At 43.0% G+C, this 19,227-nt stretch carries 16 protein-coding genes and 1 pseudogene; 8 read left to right on the top strand and 9 right to left on the bottom strand.

Going from position 1 to position 19,227, the window contains the following annotated elements; genetic code table 11:
• Positions 1 to 277 (bottom strand): annotated as a pseudogene (locus tag VB693_RS13015) (hypothetical protein); the annotation flags it as partial.
• A 446-nt stretch (positions 278 to 723) separates the two neighbouring features.
• On the opposite strand from VB693_RS13015, the gene VB693_RS13010 reads away from it, so the two are divergent.
• Positions 724 to 2,994, top strand: a complete 2,271-nt coding sequence (locus VB693_RS13010; RefSeq protein WP_323266635.1) for a transglycosylase domain-containing protein — start codon at positions 724 to 726, stop codon at positions 2,992 to 2,994.
• A 193-nt stretch (positions 2,995 to 3,187) separates the two neighbouring features.
• On the opposite strand, the gene VB693_RS13005 is transcribed toward VB693_RS13010, so the two are convergent.
• Both VB693_RS13005 and VB693_RS13000 read right to left on the bottom strand, forming a co-directional pair.
• On the bottom strand, positions 3,188 to 4,654 hold the full coding sequence (locus VB693_RS13005) for a DUF4335 domain-containing protein (protein WP_323266634.1): 1,467 nt from the start codon (positions 4,652 to 4,654) through the stop codon (positions 3,188 to 3,190).
• Complete coding sequence (locus VB693_RS13000; RefSeq protein ID WP_190707950.1) at positions 4,651 to 5,277, bottom strand: DUF3038 domain-containing protein; 627 nt, start codon at positions 5,275 to 5,277, stop codon at positions 4,651 to 4,653. The genes VB693_RS13005 and VB693_RS13000 overlap by 4 nt, the downstream gene beginning before the upstream one ends.
• A gap of 511 nt (positions 5,278 to 5,788) precedes the next feature.
• Between VB693_RS13000 and VB693_RS12995 the strand changes: the two genes are divergently transcribed.
• The 3 genes from VB693_RS12995 to VB693_RS12985 all read left to right on the top strand — a co-directional run bounded on the left by VB693_RS12995 (position 5,789) and on the right by VB693_RS12985 (position 7,781).
• Positions 5,789 to 6,307, top strand: coding sequence for an adenine phosphoribosyltransferase (locus VB693_RS12995; RefSeq protein WP_190707948.1), 519 nt, complete (start codon positions 5,789 to 5,791; stop codon positions 6,305 to 6,307).
• Between the two features lie 70 nt (positions 6,308 to 6,377).
• The gene (locus VB693_RS12990) at positions 6,378 to 7,418 is read left to right on the top strand and encodes an ABC transporter permease (protein WP_323266633.1); all 1,041 of its coding nucleotides are present in this window, start codon (positions 6,378 to 6,380) and stop codon (positions 7,416 to 7,418) included.
• A gap of 81 nt (positions 7,419 to 7,499) precedes the next feature.
• The gene (locus tag VB693_RS12985; RefSeq protein WP_190707942.1) at positions 7,500 to 7,781 is read left to right on the top strand and encodes a hypothetical protein; all 282 of its coding nucleotides are present in this window, start codon (positions 7,500 to 7,502) and stop codon (positions 7,779 to 7,781) included.
• A gap of 39 nt (positions 7,782 to 7,820) precedes the next feature.
• On the opposite strand, the gene VB693_RS12980 is transcribed toward VB693_RS12985, so the two are convergent.
• From VB693_RS12980 to VB693_RS12960, 5 genes are all read right to left on the bottom strand, one after another.
• Entirely contained in the window at positions 7,821 to 8,387 is a 567-nt protein-coding gene (locus tag VB693_RS12980) for a Uma2 family endonuclease (RefSeq protein WP_323266632.1), read from the bottom strand.
• 145 nt (positions 8,388 to 8,532) lie between these two features.
• Positions 8,533 to 10,032, bottom strand: a complete 1,500-nt coding sequence (gene purF / locus VB693_RS12975) for an amidophosphoribosyltransferase (RefSeq protein ID WP_190707940.1) — start codon at positions 10,030 to 10,032, stop codon at positions 8,533 to 8,535.
• A gap of 322 nt (positions 10,033 to 10,354) precedes the next feature.
• A complete protein-coding gene (gene purL, locus VB693_RS12970; RefSeq protein WP_323266631.1) occupies positions 10,355 to 12,721 on the bottom strand; it encodes a phosphoribosylformylglycinamidine synthase subunit PurL in 2,367 nt (788 codons plus the stop codon).
• Between the two features lie 203 nt (positions 12,722 to 12,924).
• Positions 12,925 to 13,578 (bottom strand): hypothetical protein, encoded by a 654-nt coding sequence (locus VB693_RS12965; RefSeq protein WP_323266630.1) that lies wholly within the window; start codon positions 13,576 to 13,578, stop codon positions 12,925 to 12,927.
• Between the two features lie 528 nt (positions 13,579 to 14,106).
• Positions 14,107 to 14,592, bottom strand: coding sequence for an allophycocyanin subunit alpha-B (locus VB693_RS12960; protein WP_190707934.1), 486 nt, complete (start codon positions 14,590 to 14,592; stop codon positions 14,107 to 14,109).
• Between the two features lie 132 nt (positions 14,593 to 14,724).
• On the opposite strand from VB693_RS12960, the gene rlmD reads away from it, so the two are divergent.
• Together rlmD and VB693_RS12950 are read left to right on the top strand one after the other, a co-directional pair.
• Positions 14,725 to 16,107, top strand: a complete 1,383-nt coding sequence (rlmD, locus tag VB693_RS12955; protein WP_323266629.1) for a 23S rRNA (uracil(1939)-C(5))-methyltransferase RlmD — start codon at positions 14,725 to 14,727, stop codon at positions 16,105 to 16,107.
• Between the two features lie 411 nt (positions 16,108 to 16,518).
• Complete coding sequence (locus VB693_RS12950) at positions 16,519 to 16,968, top strand: ATP-binding protein (RefSeq protein WP_190707929.1); 450 nt, start codon at positions 16,519 to 16,521, stop codon at positions 16,966 to 16,968.
• Positions 16,969 to 17,049: 81 nt separating this feature from the next.
• On the opposite strand, the gene VB693_RS12945 is transcribed toward VB693_RS12950, so the two are convergent.
• On the bottom strand, positions 17,050 to 17,331 hold the full coding sequence (locus tag VB693_RS12945; RefSeq protein ID WP_323266628.1) for a DUF6439 family protein: 282 nt from the start codon (positions 17,329 to 17,331) through the stop codon (positions 17,050 to 17,052).
• Between the two features lie 81 nt (positions 17,332 to 17,412).
• On the opposite strand from VB693_RS12945, the gene VB693_RS12940 reads away from it, so the two are divergent.
• Both VB693_RS12940 and asnS read left to right on the top strand, forming a co-directional pair.
• Positions 17,413 to 17,775 carry a hypothetical protein gene (locus VB693_RS12940; RefSeq protein ID WP_323266627.1) on the top strand — a complete coding sequence of 121 codons (363 nt, stop codon included), beginning with the start codon at positions 17,413 to 17,415 and terminating at the stop codon, positions 17,773 to 17,775.
• A 2-nt stretch (positions 17,776 to 17,777) separates the two neighbouring features.
• Positions 17,778 to 19,169: an asparagine--tRNA ligase gene (gene asnS / locus VB693_RS12935; protein ID WP_323266626.1), complete on the top strand. Its 1,392-nt coding sequence runs from the start codon at positions 17,778 to 17,780 to the stop codon at positions 19,167 to 19,169.
• Positions 19,170 to 19,227: the final 58 nt, after the last annotated feature.

Raw genomic sequence — 19,227 nt, 5'->3', positions numbered from 1 at the left:
TTTCTGGTGCTGGAGTTGTGTCTTCAGTAGGTTGGGTTTCTACTGGGGTACTATCAGCATTAGGTGTGACAGATTGATTACCTGCACAACGGGAATTGAGAGGGAAACGCTTACACAGAATTTCAAATCCTTCTGGTGATAATTTAATTTCCGTTGATGAACTGGTGGATGAGCTACTAGATTGAGCGATAGGGGATTTATTGGATTGAGCAACAGCAACATTAGCTGTGATTGCTAAAGTCAGGACTGTACCAATCAGGGACAGAGATTTTCCCATAATTCTGAACTTAACCTCAACGGAAATGGAACACTCGCACCATTAAAACAGACAATAGATTTTTAGAAAATATTCCTAAATGAAGATGTTTGCTTTTGTTGTAATGTATGTGGATATGTAAAAGTAGTGAAAATTCAATCATTAATTTATTGATAGTAAGTTTTAATTAATACAAAAGTAAAAGTGTTCCTTCTGGTTATGCAACAAATTAACATTAGCTAAAATCAGCATTGTAGACTAGAAGTGGAAAATTGTATCTGTATTAACCAGTACCCCAACCAACAAAGTAATTTTACTGAATAGCTAGTCTATTGATGTAAGATTGAATCGGCAAGAATTCCGTATAGCCAATTAATTTTTTGGCTTAGGAGTAAAATGGTGTAAAACCAATTATAGAGACTGCCATTCGCCCGATTCTTCACTCTTCACCGTGATGTAAACAGCCGATGAACTCTCCCCAACCTCCTCACAAATCACAAACTTTACTTGGTCAACTGACTCAAGCAGTACATACGATTCAAGCTAGGGTTGATTTTTCTAAACTGGCGCTCAAGCCTAATGCCAAAGTACCAGAACTCTGGGTGCAGGACGCAGGGGCAGATAAAGCGGAGGTTTATCCACTGTTAGGCGATCGCTATATACTGGGTCGCAGTTCCAAATCCTCTGATATAGTCATTCGCAACCCAGTTGTCAGCCAAATTCACTTGTCGTTATCACGGGATTCTTCCCAGCGTACCCCAGTTTTTACTATCAAAGATGAAAACTCCACCAATGGCATTTATCGCGGTAAACGGCGAGTTAACACCTTAGAACTACGTCATGGCGATATTCTCACCCTAGGCCCACCAGAACTAGCAGCTTCAGTACGATTGCAATATGTCGATCCGCCACCTTTCTACGTGAAAGCAGCTACTTGGACAGGTTATGGGATTGCTGGCGTAAGTGCCTTGTTAGGATTGGTAATTGGGGTTGAATCGTTCAAATTTAAAGTTAGACCTTTACCAACAGCTACCCGCGCTCCTATAGTAGTTTACGCTCGTGATGGTAGCACCCCATTACGTGAACCTCGGAACGTGGCTCACGTGGACATGAAGCGTCTAGAAGATTTTGGCCGTTATTTACCTGCGGCGGTAGTAGCCTCTGAAGATAGCCGCTATAACTGGCATATTGGGGTTGACCCCTTGGGCATTTTACGGGCTGTGTTGATTAATAGCCGCAGTGGAGATGTGCAGCAAGGAGCTAGCACCATCACCCAGCAGGTGTCCCGGAGTTTATTTCGTGATTATGTCGGCGCACAAGATTCCTTGGGGCGTAAAATTAGGGAGGCCATTGTTTCCCTGAAGTTAGAAGCCTTTTACAGCAAAGATGACATTTTGCTGACTTACTTGAATCGGGTGTTTTTAGGGGCAAATACCTCTGGTTTTGAGGATGCTGGTAAGTATTACTTTGAGAAGTCAGCTAAAGACTTGTCTCTAGCGGAAGCCGCAACATTGGTAGGAATTTTACCTGCTCCCAATGCTTTTAATTTTTGTGGAGATGGCCCTAGGAAACTCGACGCTGCTGATTATCGCAATCGTGTAATTAAGCGGATGTTAGAGATGGGCAAAATCAGCCAAGAGGAAGCTAACAGAGCGAGAAGATCAACGGTGCAAGTTAGTCCTAAAGTATGTGAGCAGCAGGCTAAAACTATAGCTCCTTATTTTTATGACTATGTTTTTCAGGAACTAGAAAACATATTAGGTGAAGGTGCAGCCAGAGAAGGAAATTACATTATCGAAACCCAGCTAGACCCCAGAATTCAAGAGCAAGCCGAAATATCTCTACAAAATTCAGTCAGTACCGCCGGCTCGGCTTTTCGGTTTTCTCAAGGGGGAATGGTGACACTGGACTCCAGAACAGGTAGTATTCTGGCAATGGTTGGCGGGACTGATTATCGTCAAAGTCAGTTCAATCGCGCTGTGCAAGCTAAAAGACAGCCAGGTTCTACCTTTAAAATTTTTGCTTACACCCAGGCACTTGTACAAGGCATACCCACCTCTAGAACTTATTCCTGCGCCTCTTTACCCTGGCAAGGGTTTACTTATAAGCCGTGTCGTGCTGGTGCAGGCGTGAATTTAGATGTTGCCACAGGATTAGCACTTTCAGAAAACCCTATTGCTTTGCGGATAGGTAGGGAAGTGGGATTAGATAAAGTGGTGGCGATGGCAAAACGTTTGGGTGTAAAGTCATCACTTGATCCTGTACCTGGTTTGATATTGGGTCAAAGTGTAGTCAACGTTTTAGAAATGACTGGTGCGTTTAGTGCGATTAGTAATCGTGGCGTGTGGAATCCTCCCCATGCCATCAGTAGAATTTTAGATAGTAGTGATTGTAAAGATCGCAATGATTTGAAAACCTGTCGTGTCATCTATTCTTTTGACCAAGACCGAAATGCCAATCAGCGAGTCTTATCACCCGCCGTAGCTGATCAGATGACTAATTTGATGCAACAGGTAATTACACGGGGTACTGGACGCAGTGCTGCCATTGGACTAGGAGAAGCAGGCAAAACTGGTACAACTGATAAGAACGTTGATTTGTGGTTTATTGGCTTTATCCCTAGTCGCCGACTAGCGACAGGTATTTGGTTAGGCAACGACAATAATTCCCCCACCAATGGTAGCAGCGCACAGGCTGCTCAGTTGTGGGGTAATTATATGAGGAGAATTACAAGATAAATTCGTAATTCGTAATTCGTAGTTCACTCTTGATGTGAATGAAAAACGTCTCTTATCCCACGATAATTTTAAGACTCGTCTAAAATTTATTTTTGGAATTAATGAAGAAACTACAAGGGTTTCAAGACTTAATTCACATTAAACGTAATTCGTAGCTCTTAATTACGAACTACGAATTAGTAATTACGAATTATTACTGGTATCCCTGCCAAGGGGCAACTTCTAATTGACCACTAGGCTTGAATGTGACCTGGAAGTGGGCTAAAGCTTCCTTGCTGTTGGGGGCTGCTGCATTTGAACCGTACACGGCTTGGAACATTTTGGGTAAGGGTGTTTCCCGGAAATAGTCAAAGGCGACTTGGTTGAGAGGTTCATAATCAGCAATTGTGCCATCTTTATTGATGGCTACTCGATACTTCAAATCTTTGTTAAAGCTGGGAGTCCCACTCCAATTTTGCCGGACTGTATCGTAAAGCTTTTGGTTTAAAGTTTTGATGGTATTAGCATCAGAGATTTTTGTACCGACTACTTCCGGGGTTCTCGCATAGCCGCGCCAAGGACTAACCTCTAGTATGCCTTTGCTAGTAAAAACTACTTTAAATTGGGCAATTGGCTCATTCGCAATAGGAGGACGGTTAGCAGGATTGTAAAGTAAGTTAGGCAGAGGTGTTGATTCTATACCTTTGTTAGCCCCTTGGTTGACTGCTTTGTAACCCACAATTGAACCATCTGCCGCTACACCTACGCGATAAACTAAATCCTGTTTAACTTCTGTGCGGCTATTCCAAGCTGGGTTGATTTGATTCCAAACCTGCCGATTTAAAACACGTAGTTGAGAGGGATCAGTGATTTCAGTAACATTATTTAAAAGTGCCTCTAAATCCTTAACTACGGGTTGAGTTGCGGCTTCTGTAGGCGTTGGCGTGGGAGTTGCTGCGGCAGCTGTGGTGGCTGATGTAGGTGTAGGTGTGGGAGTTGCTGCGGTTGTGGGCGTTGTTGTTGGTGAGGCTGTAGTATCGGTAGTAGAACTCTGTTCCTCTGGCTTGGTTTCTGGTGGGCGTATTTCTGGCGCAGGAATCAAGCTAAAGGCGATCGCTGCCACAGCTAAACTAGAAACACCAATAGTTGCGGGTACTGCCTGTTTCATAACAGCTTGACTAGCACCGCCATAACGTCTAGTTACTGGTTGTAATTCTAGGGATAACTCTGGTAAAGTTTGAGTGTCCGCAAAAAACTGATCTACAGCTTCCACTAAATCAAACAACTGTACCGTATTCAAATCTATTTGAATGGGTTGTAGATGATTGCTAGAGCCAGAATTAAATTCATCTGGTGCATTCTCAGCGTGAACTATTAATCTATGGCGGTTCACATCTATGTTCTGTAATTCTACCAGTTCAGAGTCTTGATTATGTGCTTGTGGATTTGGCACATTACTTAAAAACTCTTGAGCATAACCACTAACTGCTCTTACTAAACTTTCAAAAAATTCTCTTCCTCCCACAAGGGGTTGATTGTAATTGGAAATATAGCATTCTGCATTTACCAAAATTGAAAGCTCAGGGCGCATTTCTTGGAAGTGTGTGCCTCTGGTAGCATCACTTAATCCCTCTAAAAGCAATGTACAATTAGGCAGACTGTACTTACGTTGAATGTTCATTCTACTTCACCGTCAAAAAGACTAATCCAGAAACGCTGCATTCCAGCTGTACCAGTACAAAATAGCAATTGTCCCAACAAATTTATAGCTAATTCATTTAATTTTTCATCAGAATTTAAGGCCAAAGCACCAAACCGGCGAGCGTTCATTCTGCTTTTAAAATGCGCTCTAAAGCGTTCTAGGTAATTAGATAGACGTAGATTCTGTTCTAGGGGGATCTGCTTGTCGTTCATTTGTTGACAGATCATCAGCATTTGGCGGATCACAACTGTTAAACGCCGGGCGATGTAACAGGCAATTACTACTAAAGCTTTTGCCTCCATAATAGTTAAAGGGCGGCGAATATGCGCTCTTCTGATGGGGTTAGAACTCCGCATCCGCCACAAATTTACCCTGTCCTTGACAATGACTTTCAAGTCCAACTCTTGGGCAAAAGTGAGAATGGCTTCAGAACCACCCAATTCTAAAGCTTCAATCGCCAATAAGATCAGATCAATTTGCAACCTAGTTCTAGCAGGACATCCCTGTCCCGCGATCGCAGGATCTGGTAAAGTGTCCAAAATCATCGGCAGTGATGGAGGGGTTGGACTATTAAACGGCGTTAAGCTTGCAGAAACATTCATTCTATAAAATACCTTGTGCGGCTCTAATAGACTAGGCAAAACTAGTACAACTAATTTAAGATAAACAGCTAAAAAGCAAGATTAAACTTTTAGTAGCAATAACAAGTCTAATGGATATCTACATTAACTTACTTGTATTACTCTCACGTTGACCTATACGTAAATTTAAGTTTTTAAAGCATTATTTTACTCTCTTGTTGTGTGAGTATTAATCTATCTTCAGCTTGGTGTAGATTCTCCATATCGTCAATGGATGACGAAATCAATGCTCTGATCCCAAGCGTATGACATTATAGTGTACGATTTTTCAGGTGACAGGGGACTAGAGCCGCAAGGCGGAAGTCAAGTCGCTTCTCTACGTTCCCTGCGGGACGCTTCGCGTTCACGTAGTGTTCCGAAGGAAACGCGCAGCGTGTCGTAGACAGACGCTACGCGAATGCTCCAATTCAAAATTCAAAATTAAAGACAATAATCCCCAGTCCCCAATCCCCAATCCCCAATCCCCATAATTATGGATTTAAAATCTCTAATTCGCGACATTCCAGATTTTCCTAAGCCCGGAATTATGTTTCGGGATATCACTACTTTACTGCGCGATCGCGAAGGTTTGCGATACACTATTGACTTTCTTACAGAAAAATGTAATGAAGCTGGTTTGGAAGTCGATTATGTTGCGGGTATGGAGTCACGAGGGTTCATTTTTGGCACTCCGTTAGCTTATAGATTAGGTGCTGGTTTTATTCCTGTCCGCAAAAAAGGCAAGCTACCGGCAGCAGTTCATTCAGTTGAATATCAACTAGAGTATGGTACTGACTGTTTAGAAGTGCATCAAGATGCTTTGCACCCAGGTAGCCGAGTCTTGATTGTAGATGATTTAATTGCGACAGGAGGAACAGCAACTGCCACAGCCCAATTAATGCAGCAAATAGGCTGCGAATTAGTAGGTTTTGGGTTTATTATCGAGCTACGGGATTTACAAGGGCGCAAATATTTACCAGATGTGCCAATTATTTCTCTAGTTGAATATTAGTCAATAGTCATTGACTCATGGCTTTGAAACCAAACACCACTGGACAAAGGAACAAAGGATAAAAGGCATAATGACTTCTACAAGAATTTCCGGGGATAGAGTTTGGGACTGGTTGATTAGGTTTATCACCAGCGAAACGTTCATTTATGTGGTGAAGCGAATATTGCAGGCACTGTTGACTCTATTGTTGGCATCGGCACTGTCGTTTTTCATCATGAAATTATCCCCAGGTAATTATGTAGATACACTGCGACAAAATCCGAAAATTTCTCCAGAGAGAATTACAGAACTGATCAAGCAGTTTGGTTTGGATAAGCCTTGGATAGAGCAATATTGGTTATGGTTGGGGCGCATTGTCACCAAAGGAGATTTTGGGACAAGTTTTGTTTACCAGCGTTCAGTTGCGTCTCTATTGTGGGAGAGAATACCTGCTACTTTAATTTTAGCGATCGCGTCTTTAGTTATCACCTGGGCGATCGCTATTCCCTTGGGTATTGTAGCGGCAGTGAAGCAAAATAAAGCCACTGACCGAATTTTGCAGGTAATTAGCTATACTGGACAAGGCTTTCCCAGTTTCATCACTGTTTTGTTTTTACTCATCTTTGCCCAATTCACCACGCCTTTATTCCCCGTGGGTGGGATGACTAGCATTGACCATGCGGATTTATCTTGGTTTGGTAAAATTCTTGATCTCGGTTGGCACATGATTTTACCTACCATCGCTTTGAGTATTACTAGTTTTGCAGGCTTACAACGCATTATGCGCGGCGAATTATTAGATGTACTGCGCCAAGATTACATTCAAACAGCACGCGCTAAAGGACTCCCAGAAAATCGTGTGATTTACGTCCATGCGCTGCGTAATGCCATTAACCCCCTCATCACTTTGTTAGGCTTTGAGTTAGCAGGTTTATTGGGCGGTGCATTTATCGCGGAACAGTTCTTTAACTGGCCAGGCTTAGGGAGATTAACTTTACAGGCGGTAATTGCTAAAGACCAGTATTTAGTCATGGCGAGTCTAGTAATGAGTGCCGTATTGCTCAACATAGGCAACCTCATGGCAGACTTGTTACTCAAAGTAGCCGACCCCCGCATTCGTCTAGACACATAATTTTAGTTGCCTGTCCCCTGTTACCTGTCCCCTGTCCCCTGTCCCCTGTCCCCTGTCCCCTGTCCCCTGTTACCTACCTCCATGCTCTCCGAAGTCTATTACATACTGCGTTCAAAAGCTGATGGACGTTATCTCACTGCTCGTCCGAATGAAGACGCATCTGTTTATTTATTACTATTTCAAGAAAACTTTGATGCCCTTAGCTATCTCAATACTCATGCACCAGAAGTAGCAAACCGCTTTGCTGTAGAGTCTCTTCCTGGTACGCAGTTAGGCAGTTTGCTGAAACGCTGGGGTTTTACAGGCGTAGGTATTGTCACTGACCCATTGTTGCCTAAAGTGGATTTTTTAAAGCACAGCTAGGTAATTGAAGTTCAACAATAGGCAATAGCTAGTTCTTGATTAAGCAAATAAACGAGCGATCGCACAAGTAAAATTAGGTAGTAGGGGCGATTCCAGTTGATCACCTGGAAATAAGGTTTTTACTAACTTTAAACTTCCCTGTTCGCGTCGGTATACTTCCAACTGTTGTTTGCGCCAATCAACAATCCAATACTCTCTTACACCTCGTGTTGAATAAAGCTTAAGTTTTAGTTCTCTGTCCCGTTTTTCGTTCTCATTACCGGGAGATAAAACTTCTATAACTAATTCTGGTGCAGCCGTCAAATGTCCAGCTTCATCTAATAGTTCAGTTAGTCTGTGTTTACTAACCCAAACGACATCGGGAATGATATTATCGTTATCCCCTAAGATAATACCGGGAGCAATCACAACTTCTCCCAAATCAGTCTCTTGTGACCAATTATCTAAAGCTGTGCTAATTCTGACGCAAGCTTTTTGATGCTTCCAATGAGGCGATCTTGTCACCAATAATTCTCCATCGATGATTTCATAGCGTTTTCCGTCATCTGGAAACAACTCTAAGTCGGCGTTAGTCCAGCGTACTCTTTCTGTTGTCGGCTGGTTCATAAGCTACCACTGCGGGGGATTTTAATATTTTAGCTTGGATGAGAGTGCCGCAAGGCAAAAGTCAATAGGCACTATCAACCCTAAAAGAATGGTGGGTTAGCCGTAACTTAACCCACCCTAAAAGTAATTTATTTTTCGTTTATCCCTAAACTACTACCTTCTCCAAAATCAGCTTAGAACGTCTCACCTGCTCAGGAATCGCTACAGGATAATCTCCCGTGAAGCAAGCCGAACAGAAACTATTGGTGTCTTCCCCTGTGGTTTCTAACATTCCTTCCCAACTCAGGTAAGCGAGGCTATCTACTTCTAGCTGCTGGGCAATTTCTGCTACGGATTTGGTCGCAGCAATGAGCTGATCTTGGCTATCGGTATCGATACCGTAGAAGCAAGGATGAGTTACCGGGGGTGAAGAAATCCGCATATGTACTTCTACTGCACCGGCTTCACGCAAAGCTTTCACTAGTTTGCGGCTAGTTGTACCCCGTACAATCGAGTCATCAACAATAATCACCCTTTTACCCGCCAGTACATCTTTAAGAGGGTTAAGTTTCATTTTGATGCCCGATTCCCGCATGGCTTGGGTAGGCTGAATAAAGGTGCGTCCTACATAGCGATTTTTAATCAGTCCTTCACCGTAGGCGACACCAGAAGCTTGCGAAAATCCAATGGCTGCTGGTATGCCAGAATCAGGAACACCAAAAACAATATCTGCGTCTACATAAGACTCTTTCGCTAGTTGCCGTCCTAGGCGCATCCGATAGCTATACAGACTCTCATTGTGCATTTGGCTATCAGGACGGGCAAAGTAAATCATTTCAAAAATACATAGTTTACGCTGGGGTTTTTGACTCCAGTGGTAGGAAGCCATACCCTCTGCGGTAATCCAAACTACTTCACCTGGTTCGACATCGCGCAGGTATTCTGCACCAATGATATCTAAACCGCAGGTTTCGGAAGATAAAACATAGCGGATGGGATTCCCTGGTACAGTACCAATCACTAAAGGACGAATGCCATTAGGATCACGTACACCCATCACGCCAACGGGAGTGCCTATGACTAAACTAAACGCACCTTCACAGCGATGAAATGCCTGAATAGCTCCTTCTAACCAATCTGCACCTGCGTTGACTGCTTCGGCGATCGCAAAAGCAATCATCTCTGAGTCTGTGGTGGTTACTAGGTTAAAGTTACTATTGAGCAACTCTTCTCGCAATTTCACAGTATTGACTAAGTTACCATTATGTGCAAGTGCTAATGAGCCTAACCGGGTTTCGACTACGGCGGGTTGGGCATTCACTTTCCGGCTAGAACCGGTGGTGGAATAACGAGTATGACCAACGCCGACACTCCCTAGTAACTCTTCCAAAATCGACTCATTAAACACTTGAGACACCAAGCCCATGTCTTTGTGAAGGTGGACTTTTGTCCCTTCAAAGGTGGCAATGCCAGCTGATTCTTGACCCCGATGTTGCAGGGCATACAATCCAAAGTAAGTCAGTTTGGCAACATTTTCTCCTGGTGCGTAGATGCCGAAAACTCCGCAAGCTTCTTCTGGCTTGTCCGGACGACTTTCCAGACTATCGATTGGGTTGTCAATCTGCTGGGGGTACTCATCCAAAGTGACGGAATCAATGGGAATCATGCTAGCTTTGCTCCTGGTGGGGGTGTCAAGTCATACCAATTCAAAATTCAAAATTCAAAAATTCAAAATTCAGAAATCCAGATGTCACAAGAGCTTCTAAGTTTAGATATATTGTTGAATTTCGGAGAATTGGTGTCACTGGGATTAATTCTATTAACTGGACAGTGGGGCTGTTCTTAATAAATCTTTAACCATCTATTAAAACAGTACCCTAATTGTGTCTAAAGATGCTATTGATTTGGGGGAATTTAGTCATTAATTAGGAGGACTAGGGCATAAGTCCTTGGGTATGGAATTTTCCCCCTCTGCTCCCTGCTTCTTCTTATCCTCTAGCCTTTAGTTTTAAGCGTCTGGCGATCGCATTTTGATAGCGATCATTCATTTCTTTGATACTAACTTGGATTAAGGTTTGGTTATCAGTGGTTAAAACCGCCAATCCTCCATCGGTATTACCCACAGTACCTATTTTTTGCCATGCTTGAGCCAGATGTGCCTGTAAGTAGGATTCCCAATTTTCTTGTTGTGCTGATGCTACAGACACAATAATTCTTGTTCCACCTTCACCGAAGAGTAATTCATCAAGGCGTTGTGACTGTGTAGCGTCTAAATAAATTTGCGCTCCTAGCTTGCCAGCCAGACAACATTCTGCTAAGGCAATAGCTACACCCCCCTCAGCACAATCATGGGCTGAACTTACCCAACTGGAACGGATACCCTCACGGCAGACTTTCTGCACACGACGTTCCAAATCAAAATCTACCTTGCTTGGTCTACCTGCGACAGTGCTGTGAAGGGTAGCTAAATATTCTGATGCGCCTAAGTTGCTGGGAGATGAGCCGAGAAGATAAATTACATCACCTGGGGTTTGCCAACCTTGACCGCAAATTTTGGTTAAATCTGGAATTAATCCCACCATTCCCACAACAGGAGTCGGGTAAATCGGTTGGGGGTTGCCTTGGGAATCAAGGGTTTCATTATATAGAGAAACATTCCCACCTGTTACTGGGGTGGCTAATTCTCGACAACCCTCCGCCAAGCCGCGACAAGCTTCTGCTAATTGCCAGTAACCAATGGGTTTTTCGGGGCTACCAAAATTGAGGTTATCTGTCACCGCCAGAGGTTCTGCACCCACACAGCTAAGGTTGCGTGCTGCTTCTGCTACTACTGCCTTCGCTCCCTCATAAGGATCAAGGTAAACATAACGAGGATTACAGTCTACTGTCGCAGCAACGCCGCTTAAGGCATGGTTAATTCCCCCCTGCTCCCCTGCTTCCCTGCTCCCCTGCTTCCTTTCCAGTGGTCGTAAGCGTACTACTGCCGCATCTGCACCACCTGGAAGGATGACAGTATTGTTCTGGACTTGGTGGTCATATTGACGATACACCCAATTTTTGGAGGCGATCGTGGGTGTATCTAGTAAAGTTAATAAAATATCAAGCCAACTTTGCAAATTACCTTGAATTTTAATACCCTGAGATGTACAAGTCGGCAAAGCATTAGGCGACCATTCCCAAGCTTTACGAGCATATTCTGGTGGTTCTGCTAGCAACTCACGCTCGTACAGGGGGGTATTTTCTGCTAAAGCATCAGCCGGAATTTCTGCTGCTACTCCACGTTGAAATAGAATCCTGACGATGGGTTCGCTAATTACCGTACCAGCAACAACAGCCTGTAGTCCCCAACGGTGGAAAATATCAATTAACTCTTGCTCTCGTCCTTTGTGGGCAACAAACAGCATCCGTTCTTGAGATTCTGACAATAGATATTCATAGGGAATCATCCCCAATTCTCGCACCGGAATTTTATCTAAATCCAATTCAATCCCGACACCACCTTTCGCCGCCATCTCAGCAGTAGAACAGGTGATACCCGCCGCCCCCATATCTTGAGCAGCGACGACTGCACCTGTTTTAAATGCCTCCAGACAAGCTTCAATTAATGACTTTTCTAAAAAGGGGTCGCCTACTTGCACCGCCGGACGGTCATCCATTGATTCACCACTTAATTCGGCACTAGCAAAACTAGCTCCTCCCATACCATCGCGGCCAGTGGTAGACCCCACATACAATACAGGATTCCCGATACCGGATGCTCCAGATTTGACAATTTCTGGCGTTTCCATTAATCCTAGTGCCATGACATTCACCAAAGGATTACCGGAGTAAGCAGGGTCAAAGTACACTTCACCGCCGACAGTGGGAACTCCAACACAGTTACCATAATGGGAAATTCCTGCAACTACACCAGAGAAGAGCCTTTGGGTTCTGGGGTCTTCTAAAGAACCAAACCGGAGCGAGTTTAACAAAGCGATGGGACGCGCACCCATTGTAAAAATATCTCTGAGAATACCACCAACGCCGGTGGCAGCACCTTGAAAGGGTTCAACAGCTGAGGGATGGTTATGAGACTCAATTTTAAATGCTAGTTGCAGCCCTTCACCCAAATCTACAACCCCAGCGTTTTCTCCTGGCCCTACAAGGATGCGGGGGCCAGTAGTGGGAAACTGTTTGAGTAAAGGGCGAGAATTTTTGTAGCAGCAATGCTCAGACCACATCACCCCAAACATTCCCAATTCGGCTTTGTTGGGATGACGACCTAAGCGTCGCACAATTTCTGCGTATTCTTCTGGTTTAATACCTTGAGCAGCAATTTCTTGGGGAGAAAAGGGAGCAGGAGATGTGGCAGTCATGGAAATAATGCACCAAGAGTACAGAGCATTATTGTATCGATTTACTTGTGCTGTATGTGCAGTTAGAGAAAGGTAAATCGTTTAGAAATGTTTTAGGCTCACTTTCACCTCTTGCTAGATATCATAATTTTCCTTGATTCGCGCGAAGATGCGATCGCTAACTTTAAAAAATAAGAATGTTTGGCTGTGCTACCTTCAATTTCTTAACTACTAACCTTTAGGTTTTGTAAAATCAAATCGGCTCTTGGTGCAAATCCATCACCGTACTCTGCTGGGTAATGATTAATTACATAGAAAACTTTACCGTTTTGTTCACCAAGGTATACAGTACCGATAATCTCTTGTCCTTGGCGGAAATCAATCTTTTCTTTTGCCCAAGGATAGGAGACTTTTGCACTCCGACTGATGATGCTCCATTTATTAGATGCAATGAGTCCAGACTTACTATTCACAAAACTTTCTAGTTGTTCGATAGTTTGGACATTATTCGGGAAAAAGACACTAATATAGGCGTTGTCATTTTTGCTCCCGTCAAAATTGACGATGAACTTTACCCCTGTCCCTTCACCAGAACTAACACCTTCCGCGATAAACTCCTGATCGGGAAAATATGTAGTGAATAAAGTCTTATAGTCTTCGTAGAGTTTTAGGGTAATGGGAGTTTTTTCTCCTTCAATATAAATTGTGGCAGTTTTTGTAGCTGGTTGCCCAGATGGGTTATAACTGATTTCAGGAGCATCAGGCTTAGGTGTGACAACCGGATTTTGAACAACTTGCTCCTGTTGTGGCACAGCACAACCAAAGAAAGTTCCTAAAATAATTGACCCAATTAAAAAGTAAGCAGACTGAATATTCATTTTTACCTACGTGTACTGATAATTAAAAAAATCGGGATTTCGTAGTTTTTACTACATCTTTTTGCTATTCTAGAGAAATTTGTCTTACTAAAGTTAGAGATTTTACTAGTAAATGCAGTCTTTTCGTTAAAACTAAGTGATAACAATCACATAGATTCATGATTAAGATCGTTTCCCGCCAATGGGCAAATTGGGATGATTAGCTCATTACTGAACTCTAGCCGAGTCATTAATAGGGAACACACTAATTGCCGACAGTCTTTTGAAAAAGGTTGTCGGCTTTTTGTTTGGGGTCGAAGAAGAGGCTAGGGAGCAGAGGCGCAGGGAAGAATGACGTTGCTAAATCCCTATACATCAATAAAATTTCCCCACATCTAGTTGGTAACTTGACACAAATTATGCCAGAGCCACAACCAGATGTGGGGAGGTTATGATCAAATTGGAGATTTTATCGATGTATGAGGTTAATACTTCACACTCAATCTAGTAGATCAGAAGCACACTTGTAGAACCAGCGTAGACTTTTTACTATGACATCGCTTGAATGATGTAATCGAAGTAAGGTGCTGCTGCTGCTGCATCTTCTGCACTGAGTAAGTCTAAAGATGCTGTTTTCAGACAATTGATGGCTTCTACCATTCCAGGAACAGGAACACCTAGGGAGTTGTACATTTCCCGCACTCCAATTAAACCAATGCTTTCGATTGGTTCTTTATCGCCAGCAAGTACACCATAAGTAATTAGGCGTAAGTACCAGCCATAGTCACGGATGCACAAAGCACGCTGTTTTTCACCGTAAGCGTTACCGCCAGGTGCGATAAAATCAGGACGCTTCTGCCAAAGTTTTTTGGTGGCTTCCTGAACTATCTTTTTTTCGTTTTCCGCTAAGGTAGCAGCAATGCGTGTTCTTTGCTCGCCGGTTTGCAAGAACTCTTTAATGCTCTTGAGTTCGCCACTGCTGGGATAGCGCAGTTCGTCGTCGGCTTTGAGAATAACTTGGCTAATTACAGTCATGATTATTTAAATCACGCGAAATATTATTTGTTAGTTTAACGAGTTGGAGGTACAGAAGTGAAGAGGGAAGGGAACAGTGAACAGGTGACAGGTGACAGGAGAGAATGAATATTGACTAATGATGAATGACTAATGACTAATTCTATTTGGCAACAGGGTGGATTAATAGAGATCACGATCGCAGATTTGAGCGATACAGGCGACGGTGTAGGGCGTTTTGAGGAACGGGTGGTGTTTGTGCCGGATACTGTCCCAGGCGATCGCGCTCTGGTACGCTTGGTACACGTCAAACCGAAATACGCTCACGGCAAAGTTAAAGAATTATTACAACCTTCTCCTCATCGCATTCGGCCTAGCTGCATTGTGGCTGATAAGTGTGGCGGTTGTCAGTGGCAACATATTGATTATGAATATCAACTCGTTGCTAAACGTCATCAAGTTATCCAAGCTTTACAACGTATCGGTGGTTTTACTACACCAACAGTAGATCCCGTATTAGTGGCAGATTCGCCTTTGGGTTATCGTAACAAAGCTACCTATCCTCTAGATATTTCTCCCACAGGTCAAGTACAAGCTGGTTATTACCAAAAAGGTAGCCACCAATTAGTTAACTTAAATCAATGTCCCGTCCAAGATGTACGCTTAAATCCTTTACTGGCGGAAATTAAGCAAGACATCCAACAGCAAGGCTGGTCAATTTACGATGAAACCCGCCATCAAGGACAAATTCGCCATTTGAGTTTACGCATTGGCCGGCGTACAGGTGAAATTTTGTTAACGTTGGTGGTCAAAGATGAAGATTTACCAGGAATTACTAAGCAAGCAGAAGCATGGCTGAAGCGATATCCCCTGTTAGTTGGGGTGTCCTTAAATTACAATCCTGGACGCACAAATGCCATTTTTGGTGCAGAAACTCGTTGCATTGCAGGAGTTGCTTATCTGCGAGAAATATTTGCTGGACTAGATTTTCAAGTCCGTCCCGATACATTTTTCCAAGTTTCTACGGAAACAGCCGAAGCTCTATTAGAAGTCATTCAGTCAGAATTAAAATTGCAAGGTGATGAGGTGCTAGTTGATGCTTATTGTGGTATTGGGACTTTAACTTTACCCTTAGCGAAACAGGTACGCCAAGCCATAGGATTAGAACTACAACCAGAAGCTGTACAACAGGCGATTGTCAATGCCGATCGCAATGGTATACATAATGTCACATTTCAAGTGGGCGCAGTTGAGAGATTACTGCCGAATATGGGAATAATACCGAGTGTAGTCATACTAGATCCGCCACGTAAGGGATGCGATCGCGCTGTCATCGAATCTTTATTATTGTCGAAACCCCCGCGCATCGTTTACGTCAGCTGTAAAGTAGCTACCCTCGCTCGCGACCTTAAATTACTCTGTGAAAATGGTTTGTATACTATTCAACGCATCCAACCCGCCGATTTTTTTCCACAAACATCTCATGTGGAAGCTGCTGCTTTCCTTGTGCTATCACACTTTGACAAGGATAATTAGCCCTTTACAAAAAACTTACATTGCAAATTTGTAGTCTATTGCATAGTAAAAATGCTAAAATTGAAATAACATAAGAATAACAATAATTTTGTTAACAAAACCCAAGTTGCATAGACTCTAGCTACCAATGAATAAGATTGTATAAAGTATAAATCGGCGATTTTTAAGAGAATATAAAACCTTTGTAATTTGTATGATTTTCCAACTTGCTAACTTAACTAGCATAATTTCTCAAAGCCGTTTTATGTATCAACAATCAAACATCACCAATAGAGTCAATGCTCCCCAGCATTTTCAATATTTAGTAATTAAGACGCAAGTTTGAAGGCAGCATGACTACCTCAACCACTATCAGGGTGCATATAAAAGCAAACTGATGTCTAGCTAACTGAAAGCTATGGGGTTTCTCTCGTGATAACCATTTCCCTTCGTCCAGTGGGACGTTATTGGGGCACACTTAGTTTCGCCTCAACGCTTTACCTTTGTCCTATTTTAGATTTACTGCTGGCGGAAATACCCTCCAGATTGCAGTCCGAACTGCGGCTAGGACTCCAAGAAGCCCTAGTTAATGCAGCTAAACATGGCAATAATCTTGATCCCAGTAAAAAAGTTGTAGTCCGGTTTTCTCTAATAGATAATCAGTATTGGTGGGTGATATCAGACCAAGGACAAGGATTTCATCCCGTGACTAGCGAGAATGAAGACCCAACAGATTATTTACCATCTGATGAGTCAGAAAATGGCAGAGGTATGTGTCTCCTACACCAAATTTTTGATCAAGTAGAGTGGAATCGCAAAGGTACAGAATTAAGACTGTGTAAGCAAATGCAAAACCGCCCCCGTCTGTCTTTGAGGCGGTAGGCTAGGGATTGGGAAAGAATTTCCCAATCCCTAGTATTGTCTTTAATTTTGAATTTTGAATTGGAGCCAAGCGTAGCGGTACTAGTCACCAGTCCCCTGTCCCTTATATCCATGAGTCGGACAGGGAGGAGCGGAAAGGGAACGATCTAACCAACCAACAGCTTGTTCTAGTCTAGCAAGAGCCTCTTGTGGTTCGTTTTTGAGGAGAAATACCATTGCAGCTGCAATTTGTTCACTAGCGCGAGAATTGCGGTTAGACTTGAGGCGATGCCAATCGTTAGGGGAAATACTCAGCCTTTCCATGAGGGCTTGGGCTAGTTCTAATTCGCTCAATTCATTGATTTGATTGGTTTTAGAAAGCATATTTAAGTGCTGAGTAATGAGTAATGAGTTTTAAGTCTCTAGATGGCAGACTTATTTTTTATATTAGTTTACTAGCCGTATATGAAGCCGCCTAAACAACCACATTCACCAGGAAAAAATCAAGAACCGGATTTTGAGCAGGAACTAGAAGAAGTCGAGCGATCGCTGATATTGTTAAAAGAACGTTATGCTCAAGTAGACAGCGATCGCACCCAACAGGCACAATGGCAACAACGTCGGGACGAATTGCAGGAAAATAAGCATAAAACACCAGAAATCAAAGCAGAGTTACGGCACATCAAACAACAGTTAGAAGTGCTAGAACTAAACTTAGAAAGCCAGTTATTTTCTTGGCGTAGTCTCAAGAAACCTTTCTGGCAAGCTGTCCGCTTTGGTGGATTGGGCGTTATTATAGGCTGGATATTAAAGTCCTGTGCTGGGTAAATATGGTAAATCAAAGGATTGCAGAAATACTGCGAAGTGGTCAACCTGATGAGTCTCTTCTAGTTCAAGGCTGGGTAAGAACGAAGCGCGATTTGAAGGGGTTTGCGTTTATTGAGGTGAATGACGGCTCATCATTAGCTAATTTGCAAGTTGTCATCAATCAGGATTTGCCAGACTACGAAGCAATTTTAAAACAACTAAATACAGGTGCGTCAGTTGAGGTTAATGGCGTGCTGGTGGCTTCCCAAGGGAAAGGACAGCGTATTGAATTGAAAGCCGAGACAGTGAAAGTCTACGGTGAAGCTGATCCCGAAACCTACCCATTGCAAAAGAAACGCCACTCTTTTGAATTTTTACGCAATATTGGACACTTGCGATCGCGCACTAATTCCTTTGGTGCAGTTTTCCGTGTCCGCAATGCTTGTTCAACAGCCATTCACCAATTCTTCCAAGAAAGAGGCTTTTTGTGGGTACACACCCCCATTATTACCGCTAGCGATTGTGAAGGCGCAGGGGAACTATTTAGTGTCACCAGCTTGGATTTAAAGAATATACCCCGCACAGAAACCCAATCAGTTGATTACAGCCAAGACTTTTTCTCTAAACCCACATACTTAACCGTCAGTGGACAACTAGAAGCCGAAGTGATGTCAATGGCGTTTAGCAACGTCTATACCTTCGGCCCTACCTTCCGTGCAGAAAACTCCAATACATCCCGCCACTTGGCTGAATTTTGGATGGTTGAGCCTGAAATGGCTTTTTGTGATTTAGAAGGCGATATGGATTTAGCTGAGGCGTTTCTCAAGCACATTTTTAGCTATGTCTTAGAAAAATGCCCTGAAGACATGGAATTTTTCAATCAACGCATTGATAATACTGTCTTAGCAACAGCCGAAAATATTATTCACAATCAATTTGAGCGATTAACTTACACAGATGCGATCAAACTGCTAGAAAAAGCCGATGTTAAGTTTGACTATCCTGTAAGTTGGGGCTTAGATTTACAATCAGAACACGAACGCTATCTAGCAGAAGAACTTTTCAAAAAACCAGTCATCGTCACAGACTACCCAGCACAAATAAAAGCCTTCTATATGCGCTTGAATGACGATGAAAAAACCGTCCGTGCAATGGATATCCTTGCACCGAAAATTGGTGAAATTATTGGCGGTTCACAAAGAGAAGAACGCCTAGATGTTCTAGAACGCCGTATTTTAGCGCAAGGTATGCAGCCGGAAGACTTGTGGTGGTATCTGGATTTACGCCGTTACGGTACTGTTCCTCACGCTGGTTTTGGCTTAGGTTTTGAACGACTCGTACAATTTATGACAGGTATGGGTAATATTCGTGATGTGATTCCTTTCCCTCGCACACCGCAAAATGCTGAGTTTTAGCACCAGCCTCAATTTCTAGAATTAGACAATAAAACCCGCATTGGCGGGTTTTATCGTT

This window comes from Anabaena sp. UHCC 0399 (assembly GCF_034931465.1).
In the GTDB taxonomy this organism is placed as follows: domain Bacteria; phylum Cyanobacteriota; class Cyanobacteriia; order Cyanobacteriales; family Nostocaceae; genus Trichormus; species Trichormus minutissimus.
The sequence above is the reverse complement of the archived record's forward strand: the minus strand, read 5'-3'. Positions and strand labels throughout refer to the sequence as shown.